At 65.1% G+C, this 18,360-nt stretch carries 17 protein-coding genes and 1 tRNA gene; 8 read left to right on the plus strand and 10 right to left on the minus strand.

What is annotated here, in order from left to right; translation table 11 throughout:
* Positions 1-27: 27 nt before the first annotated feature.
* Positions 28-939, plus strand: coding sequence for a glycine--tRNA ligase subunit alpha (gene glyQ, locus LRK53_RS01895; protein WP_027491101.1), 912 nt, complete (start codon positions 28-30; stop codon positions 937-939).
* Complete coding sequence (gene glyS, locus LRK53_RS01900; protein ID WP_027491102.1) at positions 936-3,083, plus strand: glycine--tRNA ligase subunit beta; 2,148 nt, start codon at positions 936-938, stop codon at positions 3,081-3,083. Before glyQ ends, glyS begins: the two co-directional genes overlap by 4 nt.
* Positions 3,084-3,158: 75 nt before the next feature.
* Here the strand turns inward: glyS and LRK53_RS01905 are convergent, their stop codons facing one another.
* Positions 3,159-3,707 carry a helix-turn-helix domain-containing protein gene (locus LRK53_RS01905; RefSeq protein ID WP_081666502.1) on the minus strand — a complete coding sequence of 183 codons (549 nt, stop codon included), beginning with the start codon at positions 3,705-3,707 and terminating at the stop codon, positions 3,159-3,161.
* Positions 3,708-4,008: 301 nt separating this feature from the next.
* On the opposite strand from LRK53_RS01905, the gene LRK53_RS01910 reads away from it, so the two are divergent.
* Positions 4,009-7,029 (plus strand): TonB-dependent receptor domain-containing protein, encoded by a 3,021-nt coding sequence (locus tag LRK53_RS01910; protein WP_425504546.1) that lies wholly within the window; start codon positions 4,009-4,011, stop codon positions 7,027-7,029.
* 183 nt (positions 7,030-7,212) lie between these two features.
* Entirely contained in the window at positions 7,213-9,087 is a 1,875-nt protein-coding gene (locus LRK53_RS01915) for an MFS transporter (RefSeq protein ID WP_027491105.1), read from the plus strand.
* Between the two features lie 9 nt (positions 9,088-9,096).
* Here the strand turns inward: LRK53_RS01915 and LRK53_RS01920 are convergent, their stop codons facing one another.
* The 9 genes from LRK53_RS01920 to LRK53_RS01960 all read right to left on the minus strand — a co-directional run bounded on the left by LRK53_RS01920 (position 9,097) and on the right by LRK53_RS01960 (position 14,914).
* Positions 9,097-9,966: a regulatory signaling modulator protein AmpE gene (locus LRK53_RS01920; protein WP_027491106.1), complete on the minus strand. Its 870-nt coding sequence runs from the start codon at positions 9,964-9,966 to the stop codon at positions 9,097-9,099.
* 84 nt (positions 9,967-10,050) lie between these two features.
* Positions 10,051-10,422 carry a hypothetical protein gene (locus LRK53_RS01925; protein WP_051257454.1) on the minus strand — a complete coding sequence of 124 codons (372 nt, stop codon included), beginning with the start codon at positions 10,420-10,422 and terminating at the stop codon, positions 10,051-10,053.
* Positions 10,423-10,808: 386 nt separating this feature from the next.
* A complete protein-coding gene (gene nudC / locus LRK53_RS01930; protein ID WP_027491108.1) occupies positions 10,809-11,780 on the minus strand; it encodes an NAD(+) diphosphatase in 972 nt (323 codons plus the stop codon).
* Between the two features lie 11 nt (positions 11,781-11,791).
* A complete protein-coding gene (gene erpA, locus LRK53_RS01935; protein ID WP_037088727.1) occupies positions 11,792-12,166 on the minus strand; it encodes an iron-sulfur cluster insertion protein ErpA in 375 nt (124 codons plus the stop codon).
* 40 nt (positions 12,167-12,206) lie between these two features.
* On the minus strand, positions 12,207-12,635 hold the full coding sequence (locus LRK53_RS01940; protein WP_027491110.1) for a bactofilin family protein: 429 nt from the start codon (positions 12,633-12,635) through the stop codon (positions 12,207-12,209).
* A complete protein-coding gene (locus tag LRK53_RS01945) occupies positions 12,622-13,377 on the minus strand; it encodes a DUF6776 family protein (protein WP_027491111.1) in 756 nt (251 codons plus the stop codon). The genes LRK53_RS01940 and LRK53_RS01945 overlap by 14 nt, the downstream gene beginning before the upstream one ends.
* 117 nt (positions 13,378-13,494) lie before the next feature.
* On the minus strand, positions 13,495-13,965 hold the full coding sequence (bfr, locus tag LRK53_RS01950) for a bacterioferritin (protein WP_027491112.1): 471 nt from the start codon (positions 13,963-13,965) through the stop codon (positions 13,495-13,497).
* 125 nt (positions 13,966-14,090) lie between these two features.
* Positions 14,091-14,297, minus strand: coding sequence for a (2Fe-2S)-binding protein (locus LRK53_RS01955; protein WP_008437308.1), 207 nt, complete (start codon positions 14,295-14,297; stop codon positions 14,091-14,093).
* Positions 14,298-14,353: 56 nt separating this feature from the next.
* A complete protein-coding gene (locus LRK53_RS01960; protein WP_027491113.1) occupies positions 14,354-14,914 on the minus strand; it encodes an RNA pyrophosphohydrolase in 561 nt (186 codons plus the stop codon).
* Positions 14,915-15,095: 181 nt separating this feature from the next.
* On the opposite strand from LRK53_RS01960, the gene LRK53_RS01965 reads away from it, so the two are divergent.
* The 4 genes from LRK53_RS01965 to LRK53_RS01980 all read left to right on the plus strand — a co-directional run bounded on the left by LRK53_RS01965 (position 15,096) and on the right by LRK53_RS01980 (position 18,347).
* Positions 15,096-15,172, plus strand: a tRNA-Met gene (locus LRK53_RS01965).
* Between the two features lie 174 nt (positions 15,173-15,346).
* The gene (locus LRK53_RS01970; RefSeq protein ID WP_027491114.1) at positions 15,347-16,576 is read left to right on the plus strand and encodes a tyrosine-type recombinase/integrase; all 1,230 of its coding nucleotides are present in this window, start codon (positions 15,347-15,349) and stop codon (positions 16,574-16,576) included.
* Between the two features lie 272 nt (positions 16,577-16,848).
* The gene (locus LRK53_RS01975; protein WP_037088729.1) at positions 16,849-17,889 is read left to right on the plus strand and encodes a DNA cytosine methyltransferase; all 1,041 of its coding nucleotides are present in this window, start codon (positions 16,849-16,851) and stop codon (positions 17,887-17,889) included.
* A gap of 41 nt (positions 17,890-17,930) precedes the next feature.
* A complete protein-coding gene (locus LRK53_RS01980) occupies positions 17,931-18,347 on the plus strand; it encodes a very short patch repair endonuclease (protein WP_037088730.1) in 417 nt (138 codons plus the stop codon).
* The last annotated feature ends 13 nt before the right edge of the window (positions 18,348-18,360 follow it).

The following is an 18,360-nucleotide window of genomic DNA, read 5'->3' on the forward strand; positions in this document are numbered from 1 at the left end:
GCGCTTTACCCAAGGTCACGGAAAACCATGTCCGCACGCACCTTCCAGGATGTGATCCAGACCCTCAACCGCTACTGGGCGGCGCAGGGCTGTGTGCTGCTGCAGCCGCTCGACACCGAGGTCGGCGCCGGCACCTTCCACCCCGCCACCTTCCTGCGCGCGCTCGGCCCCGAGCCCTGGGCCGCCGCCTACGTGCAGCCCTCGCGCCGGCCCACCGACGGTCGCTACGGCGAGAACCCGAACCGCCTGCAGCATTACTACCAGTACCAGGTGGTGATGAAGCCCAATCCCGAGAACATCCTCGATCTCTACATCGATTCGCTGAAGGAATTGGGCCTCGATCCGCTGGTGCACGACCTGCGTTTCGTCGAGGACAACTGGGAGTCGCCCACGCTCGGCGCTTGGGGTCTCGGCTGGGAGGTCTGGTTGAACGGCATGGAAGTCACCCAGTTCACCTACTTCCAGCAGGCCGGCGGCCTCGAGTGCCGCCCGGTGACCGGCGAGATCACCTATGGCCTGGAGCGCCTGGCGATGTACCTGCAGAACGTGGACAACGTCTACGACCTGGTCTGGACCGAAGGCCCGTACGGCACCGTCACCTACGGCGACGTGTACCACCAGAACGAGGTGGAGCAGAGCACCTACAACTTCGAGCATGCCAACGTGCCCGAGCTGCTGCACTGGTTCGACGTGTGCGAGGCCACGGCCAACCAGTTGGTCGCGGCGAATCTGCCGCTGCCGGCGTACGAGCAGGTGATGAAGGCCAGCCATACCTTCAACCTGCTCGACGCGCGCCGCGCGATCAGCGTCACCGAGCGTCAGCGCTACATCCTGCGCGTGCGTACGCTGTCGCGCAGCGTGGCCGAGACCTATGTGGCGCAGCGCGAGAAGCTCGGTTTCCCGGGGTTGAGGAACGTTTTCAGGGAGCGGGCCGCATGAGCGCCGCCAAGTCACTGCTAGTCGAACTGGGCACCGAGGAACTACCGCCGAAGGCACTGGACGAGCTGTCCGCGGCCTTCCTGCGCGGCATCTGCGACGGCCTGGCCAAACGCGGTATCGAGGCCGGACTCGACCTGGCCCAGGCTTACGCCTCGCCGCGTCGTCTGGCCGCCTACATCCCGGCCGTGGCCGCTGCGCAGCCGCCGCAGTCGCTGGAGCGGCGAGGGCCGGCGCTGAACGCCGCGCTCGATGCCGAGGGCCGACCGTCGAAGGCGCTGCTCGGCTTCGCGCAGTCCTGCGGCGTCAGCGTCGAACAGCTGGAGAAGCTGGAGACCGACAAGGGCGGCTGGTATGTCTGGCGCGCGGTCAAGCCGGGCCAGCCGGTGGCGGCGCTGCTACCGGAAATCGTCGACGAGGCGCTGAAGACGCTGCCGATCCCGCGGCCGATGCGCTGGGCCGACCACGACTACAGCTTCGTGCGCCCGGCGCACTGGCTGGTGATCCTGCACGGCGCCGACATCATCGACGGCAGCGTGCTGGGCCTGACCAGCGGCCGCAAGTCGCGCGGCCACCGCTTCATGCACCCGCAACCGGTGCACCTGGCCGACGCCGACGGCTGGCTGGATGCGATGCGCGCCTGCAACGTGCTGGCCGATCCGCGCGAGCGACGCCAGCGCATCCGCGAGCAGATCGGCCTGGCCGCGGCGGTCACCGGCGGCGTGCCGCGGTTCGACGAGGCGCTGCTCGACGAGCTGGCCAACCTCACCGAGTGGCCGGTGGCGATCGCCTGCACGTTCGAGCGCGAGTTCCTCGGCGTGCCGCCGGAAGCGCTGGTGACCACCATGGTGGCGAACCAGAAGTTCGTGCCGGTGTTCGACGCCGAGGGCAAGCTGACCGAGCATTTCATCGGCATCGCCAATATCGAGAGCCGGAACCCGGCCGAGATCCGCAAGGGTTACGAGCGGGTGATCCGGCCGCGCTTCGCCGACGCCAAGTTCTTCTGGGATGAAGACCTGAAGACGCCGCTGGCGAGTTATCAGGAGCAGCTCAAGGGCGTCACTTACCAGCAGGCGCTAGGCAGTCTGTGGGACAAGAGCGTGCGCGTCGCCGAACTGGCGCGGGTGGCCGCGAACCGGGTCCGCGTCGATGCCGCTGCCGCCACCCGCGCGGCGAGCCTGAGCAAGTGCGACCTGCTGACCCGCATGGTGGGCGAGTTTCCCGAATTGCAGGGCGTGATGGGCCGCTACTACGCCAGCCACGACGGCGAGATGGCGGCAGTGGCCGAGGCGTTGGACAGCTACTACCAGCCGCGCTTCGGCGGCGACGCGATCGCCGCCGACCGGCTCGGCCAGGTACTGGCCGTGGCCGAACGGCTCGACACCCTGGCCGGCATCTTCGCCGTCGGCATGAAGCCCGGCGGCAACAAGGACCCGTTCGCCCTGCGCCGTGCCGCGCTGGGCCTGGCGCGGACCCTGATCGAGGGCGGTCTGGAACTGGACTTGCGCGCCAGCTTCATCGAAGCGCTCGAGCTGCTGCCGGATACGGCACTGGCCGCGGGACTGAAGCCGGGCAAGGACGGCAAGCCGCCGGCCTTGAACGCAGGCCAGCGCCGCGCGATCCTGACCGACGAGCTGTATGACTTCGTGTTCGACCGCCTACGCGGATACTACGCCGAGCAGGGTTTCGACAACGCCCAGTTCGAGGCGGTGCTGGCGGTGCAGCCGGTCAGCCTGGCCGATTTCGACCGCCGTCTGCGCGCAGTGGCCGAATTCGGCCGCCGTCCGGAAGCCACCAGCCTGGCGGCGGCCAACAAGCGGGTCGCCAACATCCTGCGCAAGCAGGCCGAGGAGGCCGACGCGCCTCCGGTCGGGCGAACCGTCGACCCGACGCATTTCGAGGCGGATGCGGAGCGCGACCTGGCCGACGCACTGGTCTCGGCTCGGCAGGACAATGCCGCCGCGCTGGTCGCCGGCGATTACACCGCGGTGCTGGCGCGGCTGTCACAACTGCAGGCCGTGGTGGATGCCTTCTTCGACAGCGTGCTGGTGAACGCCGCCGATCCGGCCGTGCGGGCCAACCGGCTGGCCCTGCTGGGCCAGTTGAAAGCCCAGTTCGGAGCCGTCGCCGACATCGCCCTGCTTTGACTACCGGCACAAGAAAACGTGGCAACCCCGCACGGGCTGCCACGCTTTCATTGTCGCCACCGGGCGTTGGACCGGTCAGGCCGTATTGCGTTGCTGGCGGATCCGCTCGGCGAGACGCTGGTTGAAAGTCACCATGGCCAGCGGGTCCACGTGGGAGCCGCCGGGGCCGAGCATTTCGTAGAGCTGGCTGAGCAGGTCGGTGTTGTCGGACAACGAAAGGCGGCTGTCGGCCAGGCTCAGTTCCGACTGCAGCATGCGTACGGCAGTATCCAGCCGCTGTGCATCCACCGTGGTGGCGGCAGCCAGGTGGCGGTGCACCGGGGCCGGATGGGCGTGGTGGCGGTGCGGTGTAGCTTCTTCCGAGCTGTACTGCTCATCCATGCCGGTGGGCGTGGGGTCCACCTGCAGCGTGCCCTCCCCGGCCACCAGCCAGACCAGCGAGATGCCCAGCGTCTTGGCCAGTGTCACGCATCGTGCGCGCGACGGATCGGTGTTGCCATCGCGCCAGCTGCGTACCACGCCTTCCGAGAAGCCGCACATTCGGGCGATCTCGGTGGCGCTTCCCACACGCTGGATCAGCAACTTGATGCGTTCGGCGAAGGTTTCTGCGGTTTGCGGAGCCATGGGGGTTTGCATGTCCATAGGAAGTACCGCCGTGGGTGAGGGCTAGCGTAAGTTTATGCCGCAAGTCAAGCGAAGAACACCGAAACAGAATGTTAGGGAAGTGTTGACCCACGCGTTTTCTTGAACTAACGTCGCAACAACTTACGTGAGCCGTCTGCGTAGGAAACCTAGTCTAAATCATGTGTGTCGGCACGGGCTTGCATAGTTTCCTGGATGCCGCCTTTGGATGCCACGAACACACAAAAAGTTTCTTGTGCCCGGATGACTCGGGCCAAACCATGGGGAGTCACTACTGATGAATTTGCGTAGAAATTCCAAGACGGGGCAACTGCAGCGCACTGCACTCGCTCTGGCGCTGGGCTTGGGCTTCAGCGGTCTGGCCTTCGGTCAGGCGACCACCGGCAGCATCTTCGGCCAGGCGCCAGCTGCATCCGGTGAGACCGTCACGGTAAGTGGCTCCACCGGTATTACCCGCGAGGTTGCTGTTGACAGCAGCGGACGCTACCGCATCACGAATCTTCCGCTCGGCACCTACACGGTCACCCTCAAGAAGGACGGCGTGGCGGTCGACTCGCGTGACAATGTCAACCTTGTGGTTGGCGCTGGTACGGCGGTGTCCTTTGCAAGTGCGGAAAACGCTCAGAACCTGGGCGCGGTGACGGTTCAGGCCAATGCGCTTCCCGTGATCGATGTCTCCTCGGTTGATTCGCGCACGGTCATCACCGCCCAGGAACTGGCCAAGCTGCCGCTCGGCCGCACCGCCGAGTCGATCGCCCTGCTGGCTCCGGGCGCGGTCGCCGGTAACGGTGCCTTTGGTCGGACGGTTTCGTTCGGCGGTGCCGGCGTCACCGAAAATGCGTACTACATCAACGGCTTCAACACGACCGATCCGTTGAAGGCTCTGGGTGGCGTTGGCCTGCCGTATGGCTCGATCGACCAGCAGGAAACCTACACCGGTGGCTACAGCGCCATGTATGGTCGTTCGGACGGCGGCGTGATCAGCCAGGTCGGCAAGCGCGGTACCAACGAGTGGCATTTCGGTGCGCAGGTGACTTGGTCGCCCAAGTCGCTGGCCAATGATCCGGAAAGCATCTACTACCCGAACAACCAGCTGCCGTCGGGCTATGTCTATAACAACCCGAACCTGCCGGGCACGATCTACCGCAACCGCAAGAACAATACCAGCTGGGATACCACCTATTCGGTCTATGCCGGTGGTCCGCTGATCCGCGATCGCCTGTACATGTTCGTGTCGGCCGAGTCCGAAAAGCAGCAGGGTACGAGCACCTCGACCTCCGACGCTGGCGCGCCAGCGGTCAACAAGTACAAATACAGCCTGCCCAAGCTGTACACCAAGTTCGACTGGAACATCAACGACAGCAACATCCTGGAATACACCCACATCAAGAGCAACACGTCCTACAGCGGCGACCTGTATAGCTACAGCTATGCCACGGGCATGCACAGCGCCGGGATCACGGGCCATCCGACCTCGACCAAGGATGCCAACAGGTACGATATCGCCAAGTACACCGGTTACATCACCGATGACCTGACGCTGTCGGTGACTTACGGCAAGAGCAAGACCGAGAACTACACCGTCATCCCGGGGCTCAGCGCCACACTGCCGTTCCTCTCGGGCGTGACCAACCAGAATCCGGCCATCACCGGCGGTACCCCGATCCGCAACGGTGTTACGAGTTACGCGACCACCACCCCGGATGCGGGCAGCAAGACGCGCGGCCTGCGCGCCGACTTGGAATACCAGTTGGGTGATCACCACCTTGCCCTTGGTATCGACAACCAGTCTTACTTCGCCCACAACCAGGGCCGGGACATGGGTGGTCCGGGTTATATCTGGATCTACAGCAAGACCGGCAAGCCCACCAGGGCGATCAACCCAACCCTCGGCGTCGGTGCTCCGGGCGGCAATGGCTACTACGTCCAGAAGTACATCTTCAAGACCACCACCAGCATGTCGGTCAAGCAGAAGGCGTTCTATCTGGAAGATCGCTGGCAGATCAGCGACAACGTGATGCTCAGCCTGGGCGTGCGCAACGACCACTTCACCAACTACAACAGCGCAGCCAAGCCGTACGTCGATCAGAAGAACCAGTGGGCACCGCGTCTGGGCGCCAGCTGGGACGTGTTCGGGGACTCCTCGTTCAAGGTTTACGGCAATCTTGGTCGCTACTTCCTCGCGTTGCCCAACAGTGTGGCCATTCGTGGCGCCTCTGCCTCCACTTACACGCGTGAGTATTCCACCTACACCGGTATCGACCCGGTGACTGGCGCCCCGACCGGCCTGACCGCACTGGGTCCGGGCCCGGTGTCTGCCAATGGCGAATACGGTATCGCACCGGACAACAAGACCTTCGCCCCGACCGATCTGAAGTCGCAGTACCAGGATGAAGCCATTCTCGGTTTCGACAAGACGCTGGGCTCGGATTGGGCCTATGGCGCGAAGGCAACCTACCGCGAGCTGCAGTCCGCGATCGATGACATCTGCGACGGTGGCAAGATCGAAAGCAAGCTGATCGCGCAGGGCGTCAACACCTCCACGCTCGACATCCACAGCTGCTACATCTTCAACCCGGGCCGCACCAACAACTTCCTGCTCAACGACTCGAACGGCGGCTACAAGAGCGTCCAGATGTCGCAGGCTGACTGGGGCTTCAACCAGGGTGCCAAGCGCAAGTACTACGCGCTCGACATGTACCTGGAACATCCGTTCAACGGCAAGTGGCAGGCGCGTGTGGACTACACGTTCTCGCGCAGCTGGGGCAACACCGAGGGTCAGGTGCGTTCCGATCTGGGCCAGGATGACGTGTCCAAGACGGAAGACTGGGATGCAGCTGAGCTGATGATTGCCAGCGGTGGCCTGATGGCGAACAACCGTCGGCACCAGTTGAAGATCCGCGGCAGCTACCAGATCACGCCGGAATGGCTGGTCTCCGCTGCAGCGCGGATCCAGTCGGGTACGCCGAAGAACTGCCTGGGTTATTTCGGTCCGAACCAGACCGATCCGATCGGCTACGGTGGTGATTACCACTTCTGCTTCGGCAAGGCCAGCGGTCCGGGAGCTGCGGGTAATACGCCGTGGACGGAGAAGGTCGATCTGGCGGTGACTTATCGTCCGGCGTTCGCCGACCACAAGCTGGGCTTCTCGCTCAACGCCTTCAACGTGCTCAATCAGCGTCGGGTAACCAATACGGTCCCGCGGTCGCAGACCAATGTGGGCACGGTCTCGAACACCTATGGTATCGGCACCTACTTCCAGGAGCCGCGTTACGTGCGTCTCTCCATGACGTATGACTACTAAGCAATACGTACAAAGGGATGAGCATGCTGCTCTGATGCTCTGAACTTGCCTTGAAGAAACGCCACCCTTGATGGGTGGCGTTTTTTTGTGTCTGGTTGTGTCCGCAAGTCATACGCGGCAATACTTGCCGGATCCCCTCGCACGCTCCACGGTGGGCGTGACGATACCAACCCAGGCCATCGCATGAGCCAATTCGCATTGCTGGGCAAGCGCCGCTTCGCGCCGTTTTTCTGGACCCAGGCGCTGGGGGCGTTCAACGACAATGCGTTCCGCAATGCGCTGGTGATGCTGGTGGCGTTCCAGATGGGGTTGGGTGATCGCACGGTATCGCTGTACACCAACCTGGCGCCGGCGCTGTTCATCATCCCGTTCTTCCTGTTCTCCGCCACCGCCGGGCAATTGGCCGAGAAGTACGAGAAGAGCCGGATCATCCGTTACGTGAAGTTGTTCGAGATCGGCGCGATGGCGCTGGCTGCGTACGGCTTCTATACCCACCACGCCATGCTGCTGCTGATCGTGTTGTTCATGATGGGCATGCACTCGGCCATGTTCGGACCGATCAAGTACGCGATCCTGCCGCAGGCGCTGAAGCCGGCCGAACTGGTCGGCGGCAACGGGCTGGTGGAGATGGGTACGCAGATGGCGATGCTGGTCGGCATGATCGCCGGCAATTCGTTGATGCTGGTGGCTGGCGTGGGGCCGCTGCTGGCGGCCGGCGCGACCATCGCGGTGGCGGTGGCTGGCTATCTGGCCTCTCGCCGCATCCCGCTGGCGCCGGCCACTGCGCCGGAACTGAAGTTCAACTGGAACCCGTTCAGCGAGACCGCGCGGGTGCTGGCGATCACCCGCGCCGATCGCCCGGTGTTCAACGCGGTGCTGGGCATCTCGTGGTTCTGGTTCTTCGGCACGGTGCTGATCGCGCAGCTGCCGATCTACACGCGCGAGACGCTGGGTGGCGATGGTTCGGTCAATACCTTGGTGCTCACCCTGTTTTCGATCGGCACCGGCGTCGGTGCGCTGCTGTGCGAGAAACTGTCGGGTCGGCGGGTGGAGATCGGCCTGGTGCCACTGGGCGCGTTCGGGCTGACCGCGTTCGGGATGGACCTGTACCTCGCGCGGCACGGCGTTGCGCCGGTGCGCGGGCTGGATTGGCTGGCCTTGCTGCAGGCGGCGGGCAGCTGGCGCGTCATGCTCGACCTCACCCTGATCGGTGTGTTCGCCGGCCTCTACGTGGTGCCGCTGTTCGCCTACGTGCAGGCGCGAGCGCCGCGCGAGAAGCTGTCGCGGATCATCGCCGGCACCAACATCCTGAACGCGCTGCTGATCGTGCTGGCCGCCGGCTTCGGCCTGGGGCTGGGCGCGCTGGGGCTGGATGCGCCGCAGATCTTCCTGGCTGCCGCTCTGCTCAATGTGCTGGTGGCCTGGTACATCTTCACCCTGGTGCCCGAGTTCGTGATGCGTTTCATCACCTGGGTGCTGGTGAACACGCTGTACCGGGTGCGCGCCGACGGTGCCGAACAGATTCCCGAGGAAGGGTCGGCACTGCTGGTCTGCAACCACGTCAGCTACATGGACCCGCTGCTGCTGATGGCGAAGCTGCGCCGGCCAGTGCGCTTCGTGATGTACTACAAGATCTTCAACATCCCGCTGCTCAGCTTCGTGTTCCGCACCGCCAGGGCGATCCCGATCGCCGGGCACAAGGAAGATCCGGCGGTGCTGCAGCAAGCCTACGACGCGATCGACGCCGCGCTGGCCGCCGGCGAGGTGGTGTGCATCTTCCCGGAAGGCGGCCTGACCACCGATGGCGAGATCGCGCCGTTCCGGCCCGGCGTGGAAAAGATCCTGGCGCGGCGGCCGGTACCGGTGGTGCCGATGGCGCTGCGCGGCCTGTGGGGCAGCGTGTGGAGTCGGCGCGATTCGATGCTTCATCGCGCGCGCCTGCCGCGCCGGTTCCGGGCGCGGGTGGAACTGGTGGTGGACGCACCGCAAGCGCCGGCGCAGGTCTCGGCGGCGACGCTGGAGGCGCGGGTGCGCGAGTTGCGCGGAGAACGGGCCTGACCGGCCGACTCAGCCGATCCAGCCGCCGACCACCACCAGCGCCACCACGCTGAGCCACGCCAGCAGCGCGCGCAGCAGGGCGCTGCGCAGGCGTCGCAATTCGGCCAGCGGATCGCTGTGCTCTTCGGCGTAACCGTCGCCGGCCTCGATGTCGATCAGCACGTCGGCCTGCGCCGCGGCGCCCAGGAAGCCCGGGCCGGTCGCGTACCAGCCGGTCGAGGCGGCCTGGTTATGCCAGCGTCGCCAGGCGCCGATCACCGCCTCCCAGTGGCCGACCACGGCCAGGGTGAAAGTCAGCAGCTGCGCGGGCAGCCAGTCCAGCGCGTTGGCCACGTAGCCGGCAGCGCGGCGGCTGTCCGCGTCAAGCCGCAGCGTGTCGTCGCGGCCCAGCGTCTGCGCCAGTCGGTACGCCAGCGCGCCGGTCGGGCCGAGCAGGAAGAACCACAACAGCACGGCAAAGCGTCGGCGCAGCGCGGCATAGGCGATCGCTTCGCCCAGCGCCGGTGCGTTCCAGGCAATCGGCTGACCGCCATCAGCCAGCGCCTGCGCCGCGGTTTCGCGGCTGGCGCCGTCCGGGGCATCCAGGATCGCCTCCAGGTCGGCCTCGAACTCGCGCGGACCGAGGCAGTACAGCAGCACCACCAGCGCAAACAGCAACGGCAGCAGTGCGCCCAGCGGCGAATGCCCAAGCAGCCACTCCAGCAACGCGCACAGCACCAGCGGCAACAGCAGGGCCAGCGCCACGCGGCCACCGCCGCTGGTATCCGCCAGTTGCGCCACCCAGCGGCGAAACAGGCCATCGCCGCGCCAGCGTGCCAGTTGCGGCATCACGTGCAACAGGCCGAGGGCGACGAGGGCAACCAGCAGACGGATGGCCATGATGAAAGGGCTCGCGGACAGTGGCTGCCATTGTAAGAGCCCGCCCGCGATCGCCAAGTGCCGGCCCGGTGTCGCGCAGCGACGTCAATCGTCGCGGGTCGCGCGGCGGGAGATCGCGTCGATGGTGGGGTCGATGGCATCATGCTCCCCCCGCGGGCCGCAACCGTCAGCGTCGAGCGCACGTTCCACCAGCTGGCGCGTGACGAACTGGTTGGCGCTGCGCTCCATCTTCATGCGTTCGTACTTGCAGCGGCTGGCGGTGGTCATCGCTTGCACCAGCTGCCGCAGGCTCGGTGCGGTGCGCAGCGGGATGCCGGTACGTGATGGCGCGTCCGAACCCGGCAGGCGCACACGTGGCACCCACCGCATCGCGCCCGCGCCGGCGAGGGTGGTGGGGTAGTCGCCGGGACGGTTCGGCGCGATGGCTGGCGCAACGGCTGGCGCAACGGCGAGCATTGCCGCGTGCGGGCGTGGTGCGACGTCTGCAGGCAACGTGCGTGCGGGGTTTGCCGCCTGTGCCGACCGGGAATGCCTGGGTGATGGCGAACGCGGGCTCGCGGCTCGCCGCTTGCCGGGCCGCGCGAGCAAGTGGAGTTGCATCGCCGCGCAGGAGGGTAGTGGTCGGCCAATACGGCGGCGCCGGGCGCAGCAGCAGCGCCAGGGTGAACAGATGCAGCTCGGCGACGCCGCCGAGAATCGCTCCGTGGCGCCATGCGGCCCGCCAGCGGCGCGCACGCGATGGGTCACCGGTATGGGGCAGTGTGCTTCCGTGCGGCATGGCCGATCCCTGGCGGCGGATACGGCAAAGACCGGTGGATCGACGTGAAGTTCGCGCCGCTGGATCAGCCTGGCGTGGCGGCGGTCAGCGCGTCCAGCTCCAGTCCGGCCCGCTGCCGCAGCCAGTGCGCGAGCAGCTGGTAGGACACCGACAAGCGCGTCGACGGCAGGAAGCTGCCGTCGGCGATGCCGTCGACGATCTGCGCCGGGGTGAACCAGCGCGCGTCTTCCAGTTCATGGTCGCGCATGCGGATCTGCCGTGACACGGCGGTGGCGATGAAGCCGACCATCAGCGAGGCGGGCATCGGCCACGGCTGCGAGGAGTGGTAGCGCACCTGGTCGACGATCACTCCGGCCTCCTCGGCCACCTCGCGGCGCACCGCGTCCTCCAGTGCCTCGCCCGGTTCGACGAAGCCGGCCAGCGTGGAGTAGCGCCCCGGCGGCCAGCCGGCCTGGCGGCCGAGCAGGCAGGCACCGTCGTGCTCGACCAGCATGATCACGGCGGCGTCGGTGCGCGGAAAGTGCAGCCGCGCGCACTCCGCATTGGTGCATTGCGCGCGGTGGCCGGCGGCGACCAGCAGCAGCGGCGCGCCGCAGTGGGTGCAGAAGCGCGTCTCGCGTTGCCAGTGCGACAGGCCCTTGGCATAGGCGAACAGGCTGGCCTCGTCGGCCGCCAGCTGCAGGCCGGCGCCGCGCAGGCTCATGCGGCGGGCGTCGAGCGCGTGCTCCAGCTCGCCCATGCGGGCAGGGTCGTCCGCCACCAGCAGGAAGTGCGGGCGTTCGTACGCCATACCGAGCAGGCTGGCGCGCAGGTCGCCGAGCCATTGCTCGCGTTCGTTCGCATCGAGCCAGCGCAGCGCGTCGCGGTCGCGGTGCAGAAAGGCCTCGCCGGCACCGTCCAGCAGCAGGTAGCGTGCCTGCGGCGAGCGCGCCTGTTCGACGATCCATGCCGATTCGTCGCGCAACTCGGCGACGCGGTCGAGCACCAGGCTGAGCCCGGAGAAAGTGTTCAGTGGAGGCTGGGCGGCCCGGTCCATCGGCACCGCCCTCAGGCCGAGAACGAGGAGCCGCAGCCGCAGGTGGTCTTGGCGTTCGGGTTGCTGATCACGAACTGCGCGCCGCTGAGGTTCTCGGCGTAGTCGATCTGCGCGCCGCCGAGGTACTGCAGCGAGAGCGGGTCGCACAGCAAGGTCACGCCGTCGCGCTCGATCGCCAGGTCGTCCTCGGCCTGGGCCTCGTCGAAGGTGAAGCCATACTGGAAGCCCGAGCAGCCGCCGCCGGAGATGTACACGCGCAGCTTCAGCGCCGGGTTGCCTTCCTCGGCAATCAGCTCATGCACCTTGTGCGCGGCGGCGGCGGTGAACACCAGCGGGGCACCGCTGCTGCGGTAATCGGGAATAGCGGTGAAAGTTTCCATGGGCATCTGGGTGGGGGCGAACGGAGCTGTAGTCAAGCATACCGCGTCAGGCCGACACAGCCTCATCCAGGGTGGCGTCCGGCGCTGGCAATTCGCGTGGAGCCTCCCCGGCCTGACGCGAGATGCGCCCGTTGACCTGCGCGCCGGCGGCCATTTCCAGCGTGTGATAGCGCAGGTCGCCGTCGATGTGCGCCTGCGGCGCCAGCTCCAGCCGCACGCTTACGTTGACGTCGCCGGTGACGTGGCCGTTGATCACCGCTTGCGGCACGTGGATCTCGCCGTGCACCTGGCCGTGCTCGCTGAGCGTGAATACGGCATCGTCGCCTTCGCCCAGCACGCTGCCCTCGATGCGACCGTCCAGGTGCAAGGCGCCACTGAAGCGCAGGTCGCCGCGGATCACCGTGCCGCGGGCGATCAGGCTGGTTTCGTTGCTCTGTTTGCGATCGTTGCGATCGCTGCGTCTACGGTTGAGCATCGCGGTCCCCTTCGGTGTTGGTGATGTTTCCGCTCAGGGCGGCGCCCCAGGCGACGGCACGGTTGACCGGCTCGCCTCCGGCAGGTTGAAGGCTGATGCGCAGTCGCGTCGGGTGGAAATCCGCCGGCAGCACGATGGTGCCGTGCAACTGCTGGAAATAGGCGAAGCGGAATGGCAGGCCATCCTTCTGTGCGGCATCGCCCAGCACCGGCCACTCCAGCCGGGTGACCTGGTTGCCGCGCAGGCCTTCCACGCTGAGCAGCACGTTGCCGGAAATCTCCTCGCCGCGCTTCGCGTTCTGGGTCAGGCTGAGGCTGACGTTCCAGCCGCGCGAGCCCACGATCGGCTGCAACTTCACTTCCTGCAGCTTCAGACCCTGCCGCTGGGCGTCACCGCCCACCAGGCGTGAATAGAATCCGAGGTCGGCGCGCAGCCCGTTCAGCTCCTCCTCGCGTTGTGCCAGGGTGCCGCGCAGCGAGCGGGTGGCGACATCGTTGACCTGGGCCGCGCGCTGCAGGTTCGCCACCTGCTGCTTCAGAGCGTCGATCTGCGCCAGCAGGGCGTTTTGCTGACGATGGTCCACGGCGACCGGCGCGGTCGCCCGCCCCACGAGCGCACCAACGACCAGGCCCGCCACCAGCAGGCTGCCGAGCCAGGCCAGGCCCAGCCACAGCAGGCGCCGGCGCCGACCGGCGTCGTCGTGCCGGCGCACGATGAAGCGCGGAGGTGGTCGTGAAGCCATGCGGCGCGTTCCGGCGAAAGTCAGAGGTATAGCGCCGGGGTGACGAAAGCGTCAAGGAACGGCGGCACGCTTCGGCACGCCGCAGTGCGCCGGCTGAAGGCCGCCAGGCCGCGCGATTCAGCCCCCCATCTTGCTCTGCAGGTAGCGCTCGGCGCCGATGTCCTTGACCAGGCTGAACTGGGTTTCCAGCCAGTCGATGTGTTCTTCCTCGTCGTGCAGGATGTCCTTGAACAGGCTGCGGCTGACGTAGTCGGCAACGCCCTCGCTGTACGCGATCGCCTCGCGCAGATCCTTCGCCGCGGCCAGTTCCAGGTCCAGGTCACCCTGCAGCGATTCCAGCGCATTCTCGCCGATGCGCAGCTTGCCCAGGTGCTGCAGGTTCGGCAGGCCATCGAGGAACAGGATGCGCTCGATCAGGTGATCGGCGTGCTTCATCTCCTCGATCGACTCCTTGTATTCGTGCTCGGCCAGCTCGGTATAGCCCCAGTTCTTGAGCATCCGGCTGTGCAGGAAATACTGGTTGATCGCGGTCAGCTCGTTGTAGAGCACCTTGTTGAGGAACTCGATGACCTTCGCATCACCTTTCATGACTTCCACTCCGATCGAAGACAACGCGAACTATACAAACTTCGCGTGTGATCGGTGGCAACGCGCATGGCAACGATCCGTCGCTGCAGAGTCCAGGACTCTACACGGGGCAGGGGAAACGGAGCTCAGGCCGCGGCGAGCGGCAGCTGGCAGGTGACCTGCAGCAAGGCCTGGTCGAACGTGGCGCGCGCTTCCTGCTCGCAGCAGCCGCAACAGTCCGAGCAGCCGGTTCGGGCCTGCAGTTCGGCAAAGGTGCGCACGCCATCGGCCGCCTCGCGGCGGATGGTGTGATCGGTGACGGCGTTGCACATGCAGATATACATGGCGCGCATTGGAACGCGAATGCGAATGATTGTCAACAATCAGCCGGCCGGCTGCGACCATTCGCTCAGGCGGCGGCACGTCCGTCGCGGGGGCCGGTGGGCGGGTTTCCGGTCCCCTCGCGCGGCGGCAGGCTGCCCAACTGCACGCCGAACAGGTCCTCGACCAGCGGTGCGAAGTGGCGCAGCGCCCGCTCATAGACCTGCCGTTTGAAGTTGACCACGTGTGCGGCGGGGTACCAGAAGTCGACCCAGCGCCACAGGTCGAACTCCGGCTTGTCGCAGGCATCCAGGTTCAGCGCCTCCTCGTCGCCGACCAGCTTGAGCAGGAACCAGACCTGCTTCTGGCCGATGCAGGTCGGCCGCTGATGCCGGCGCACGTAGCGCTCCGGCAACCGGTAGCGCAGCCAGCCATGAGTGGCGCAGATCACCTCGACGTGGTGCGCGGCCAGCCCGGTCTCCTCTTCCAGCTCGCGGTACATCGCCTCCAGCGGCGTTTCGTCCGTGCGCATCCCGCCCTGCGGGAACTGCCAGCCGTCACGATTGACCCGGCGCGCCCAGAACAGCTGGCCGGCTGCATTGAGCAGCACGATGCCAACGTTCGGACGATAGCCATCTACATCAATCATGTCGCCTCCTGGGGCCGATCGGCGCGGTATTGCCGGCAAGACCGCAGCGAGGCCCTGGCGTCGATTCAACCACAGCGTGCGAAGCAGCGGCAAGCGGCGGGCTTGAACCGGCGAGGCTACACGACTAAACTGCCGCGCCCCGCCCGCATCGTCCCGATGCCGGCACGGCGGGTTCCCTCAAGGCTATGTAGCTCAGCCGGTTAGAGCACAGCACTCATAATGCTGGGGTCGGTGGTTCGAGTCCACCCATAGCCACCAAATCAGTGTCCATTCCTGTCCGTTCCCCTCCAAGTTTACCTTGTAAACTCAAGCCACACAAGGGTTTGATGGGCTTGTGGTGTCCGGCCGCGTCCAATCGCGTCCATTGTAATCCGGGGGCAACAAGGGGCAATATTGGGGGCAGGTACTAATGCCTCCAGGGAGTTGCCCCCTATGGCGCTTTCCGATGCCACTGTTCGCAAGGCCAAGCCCTCCGATAAGCCGCAGCGGCTGTTTGACGGTGGAGGCCTGTATCTTGAAGTCGCTCCATCCGGGGGCAAGTGGTGGCGGCTCAAGTACCGGTTTGGGGGCAAGGAGAAGCGGCTATCCCTTGGCACCTATCCCGACACCGGTTTGGCCGATGCACGCGAAAGGCGCGATGCCGCACGTAAGCTGCTCGCTCAGGGCGTAGATCCCGGCGTGCAACGCAAGGCCGAAAAGGCTGCCGGCGTGGATCGCGCCGCCAACAGTTTCGAGGTTGTCGCTCGCGAATGGCTGGCGGTGAAGAAACCTGAATGGACAGCCGGCCAGTTTGCCAAAGAATGCGGGCGATTGGAAAACCATGCGTTCCCCAGAATCGGTGCCCTACCCGTCGCGGACATAGGGGTGGGAGAGATTCGCCCGTTGTTCGCTTACCTGATCAAACAGGGGCACATCGAGCAGGCTCATCGCCTACGCCATCAACTCAGCCGGGTGTTTCGATTTGCCGTCGCCACCGAGCGGGCCAGTCGCGACCCTGCGGCGGATCTGCGCGACACCTTGCCAAGCCGTAATCCCCAGAATCACCCGACGATCACCGACCCCGAACGTGTGGGTGAGTTGATGCGTGCTATCGATGGTTTCACTGGCACTCTCCCCGTGCAGTGCGCCTTGAAGTTGGCCCCCTTGTGGTTCTGTCGGCCGGGCGAGATACGCATGGCGGAGTGGACGCACTTTGACCTGGATGGCGAGCACCCGTCTTACACGGTGCCCCCTATGAATCGAAAGCTGAAGAAGGCGGCCAAGGAAAACCCCTCCACGCCGCCGCATATCGTGCCTTTGAGCCGACAGGCGCTGGAGATACTTCGCGAACTGCGCCAGTTGACGGGCCATGGACGCTATCTGTTTCCGGGGGCCCGCGATCCGAAGCGTCATATGTCAGATGGTGCGGTAAATGCGGCGCTGGCTCGCATCGGCTACAAAGGCATCATCACGGGGCACGGATTCCGCCACATGGCGCGCACGTTGTTGGGGGAGTTGGGGTGGAATCCTGAAGCCCTGGAACGTCAGCTATCTCACAAGGAGCCAGGAGTGGCTGGTGTGTACAACAAAGCCCAGCATCTGCCCGAGCGTCGAAAGGTCATGCAGGCGTGGGCGGATTACTTGGACAGCCTCCGAGCAGGGAGCACAGCCAGTGCCACCTGAAGTTAGCTCTCTAGTCGTGAGGTGTCTGGTGCCATGACCGGAAGGGCTGGAGTAGCGGTGTCGGTGGGATGTTCAGTTGGCGGTCTGTGTCGTGAATCGCCCTGTACGAATCTATGGCCAAATCGCTCTGTTGTGGCCAGCGTCGACTACACTCAGGCAATAGGCGTGTACGAGAGCGGCCGAGCAATGCGATCGGAAACGTGGAACAGGCGACGTCCTAACTCAGTGTTCCACCGCCTATCCGTCGACCGAATTACAATAAGGGGTTCGACGTGACAAAAGTTTCTTGTGTCGATTTGTTCTGCGGCGCGGGCGGGTTGACGCATGGCTTCGTGCTCGAAGGATTGTCCGTGGTCGCCGGCATCGATTTGGACCCGGCCTGCCGCTTTCCTTACGAGACTAACAACCAGGCCCAATTCCTCGAACGTGACATCAGCAAAGTCACTGCCGCTGAATTGAAAGTGCTATTCGGGGATGCCGATCTGACGGTCCTCGCGGGCTGCGCGCCGTGCCAGCCCTTCTCGACCTACGCGCAGCGCTACGAACTGGATGGCAAAGACGGGAAGTGGGGCTTGCTGTATGAGTTCGCACGTCTGGCCGAAGGTGCGAAGCCCGATGTCATCACGATGGAGAACGTTCCGACCGTAGCGAAGCATGAGGTGTTTCATGACTTCGTCGATACCCTGAAACGGCTCGGCTACAAGGTTTGGTTCGATATCGTCGATAGCAGCTGCTATGGCGTTCCCCAGAGTCGGCGACGCATGGTGCTGCTGGCGTCCAGGCATGGCGATATCAAGATGATCGCACCGACCCAGAAGGAGCCGAAGACGGTTCGTCAGGCCATTGGCCGCCTACGCCCGCTGCGTGCTGGCGAGACTGCCCCCCGGGACAAATTGCATGTCACATCGACGCTGTCAGAAACGAATTTGAAACGGATCAAGGTTTCAAGGCCCGGCGGCACCTGGCGCGACTGGCCGGCCCATCTGGTTGCCGACTGTCACCGTGCGGAAAGTGGCCGCACCTACCCGGGTGTCTACGGTCGGATGGAGTGGGACAAGCCTGCACCCACGATGACGACGCAGTGCTATGGATTCGGAAATGGTCGATTCGGACACCCGGAACAGGATCGAGCCATATCTCTGAGAGAGGCTGCAATCTTGCAGAGCTTCCCGCGGGACTATGCATTCGTGCCGGAAGACGGAGAGGTGAGCTTCAAGGCACTCGGACGGCTCATTGGTAATGCGGTTCCCGTAGGCCTCGGCCGTGCAATCGCGCGAAGCATCAACACGCATATCGCGTCGATCAATGAATGACTGAGGTCTAGTCCGTGTCACGCGTCCAGCCATCGTCGGCTATGGCCAGTCGCCGTATGGCCAAGGTGCGGCAGAAGGGTACGGCTCCCGAGATCGCGATGCGGCACCAGCTGCATCGAATCGGGTTGCGCTACAGGGTGGATTACGAGGTTTTGAAGAAGCCTCGCCGTGTGGCTGACCTGGCTTTCCCTCGGCTAAAGATCGCGGTTTTCATCGACGGATGCTTCTGGCATGGCTGTCCTGAGCATGCTTCGTGGCCGAAGCAGAACGCAGAGTTCTGGCGGCAAAAGATCGAGGCGAATCGACTCAGGGATCTGGACACGAACGAACGGCTTCGCAACGAGGGATGGAAAGTATTGCGATTCTGGGAGCACGAGTCTCCGGCCATAGCAGCAGAGGCCGTGGCTGAAGCGGTCGCCTCGAATAGGCTGGAGCGCTCTATCTCATCAGCCAGTTAGCATAAGCAAGAAT

The sequence above is a fragment of the Rhodanobacter thiooxydans genome (assembly GCF_021545845.1).
Taxonomy (GTDB): Bacteria; Pseudomonadota; Gammaproteobacteria; order Xanthomonadales; family Rhodanobacteraceae; genus Rhodanobacter.

Excerpts from the sequence above, each read along its gene's own strand:
- glyQ (WP_027491101.1), top strand. The coding sequence starts at position 28 with ATGTCCGCACGCACCTTCCAGGATGTGATCCAGACCCTCAACCGCTAC.
- LRK53_RS01940 (WP_027491110.1), bottom strand. The coding sequence starts at position 12,635 with ATGCTCAACCGTAGACGCAGCGATCGCAACGATCGCAAACAGAGCAAC.
- erpA (WP_037088727.1), bottom strand. The coding sequence starts at position 12,166 with ATGCCCATGGAAACTTTCACCGCTATTCCCGATTACCGCAGCAGCGGT.
- LRK53_RS01925 (WP_051257454.1), bottom strand. The coding sequence starts at position 10,422 with ATGCTCGCCGTTGCGCCAGCCGTTGCGCCAGCCATCGCGCCGAACCGT.
- LRK53_RS01980 (WP_037088730.1), top strand. The coding sequence starts at position 17,931 with ATGGCCAGTCGCCGTATGGCCAAGGTGCGGCAGAAGGGTACGGCTCCC.
- bfr (WP_027491112.1), bottom strand. The coding sequence starts at position 13,965 with ATGAAAGGTGATGCGAAGGTCATCGAGTTCCTCAACAAGGTGCTCTAC.
- LRK53_RS01920 (WP_027491106.1), bottom strand. The coding sequence starts at position 9,966 with ATGGCCATCCGTCTGCTGGTTGCCCTCGTCGCCCTCGGCCTGTTGCAC.
- LRK53_RS01970 (WP_027491114.1), top strand. The coding sequence starts at position 15,347 with ATGGCGCTTTCCGATGCCACTGTTCGCAAGGCCAAGCCCTCCGATAAG.
- nudC (WP_027491108.1), bottom strand. The coding sequence starts at position 11,780 with ATGGACCGGGCCGCCCAGCCTCCACTGAACACTTTCTCCGGGCTCAGC.
- LRK53_RS01960 (WP_027491113.1), bottom strand. The coding sequence starts at position 14,914 with ATGATTGATGTAGATGGCTATCGTCCGAACGTTGGCATCGTGCTGCTC.
- glyS (WP_027491102.1), top strand. The coding sequence starts at position 936 with ATGAGCGCCGCCAAGTCACTGCTAGTCGAACTGGGCACCGAGGAACTA.
- LRK53_RS01915 (WP_027491105.1), top strand. The coding sequence starts at position 7,213 with ATGAGCCAATTCGCATTGCTGGGCAAGCGCCGCTTCGCGCCGTTTTTC.
- LRK53_RS01905 (WP_081666502.1), bottom strand. The coding sequence starts at position 3,707 with ATGGCTCCGCAAACCGCAGAAACCTTCGCCGAACGCATCAAGTTGCTG.
- LRK53_RS01945 (WP_027491111.1), bottom strand. The coding sequence starts at position 13,377 with ATGGCTTCACGACCACCTCCGCGCTTCATCGTGCGCCGGCACGACGAC.
- LRK53_RS01955 (WP_008437308.1), bottom strand. The coding sequence starts at position 14,297 with ATGCGCGCCATGTATATCTGCATGTGCAACGCCGTCACCGATCACACC.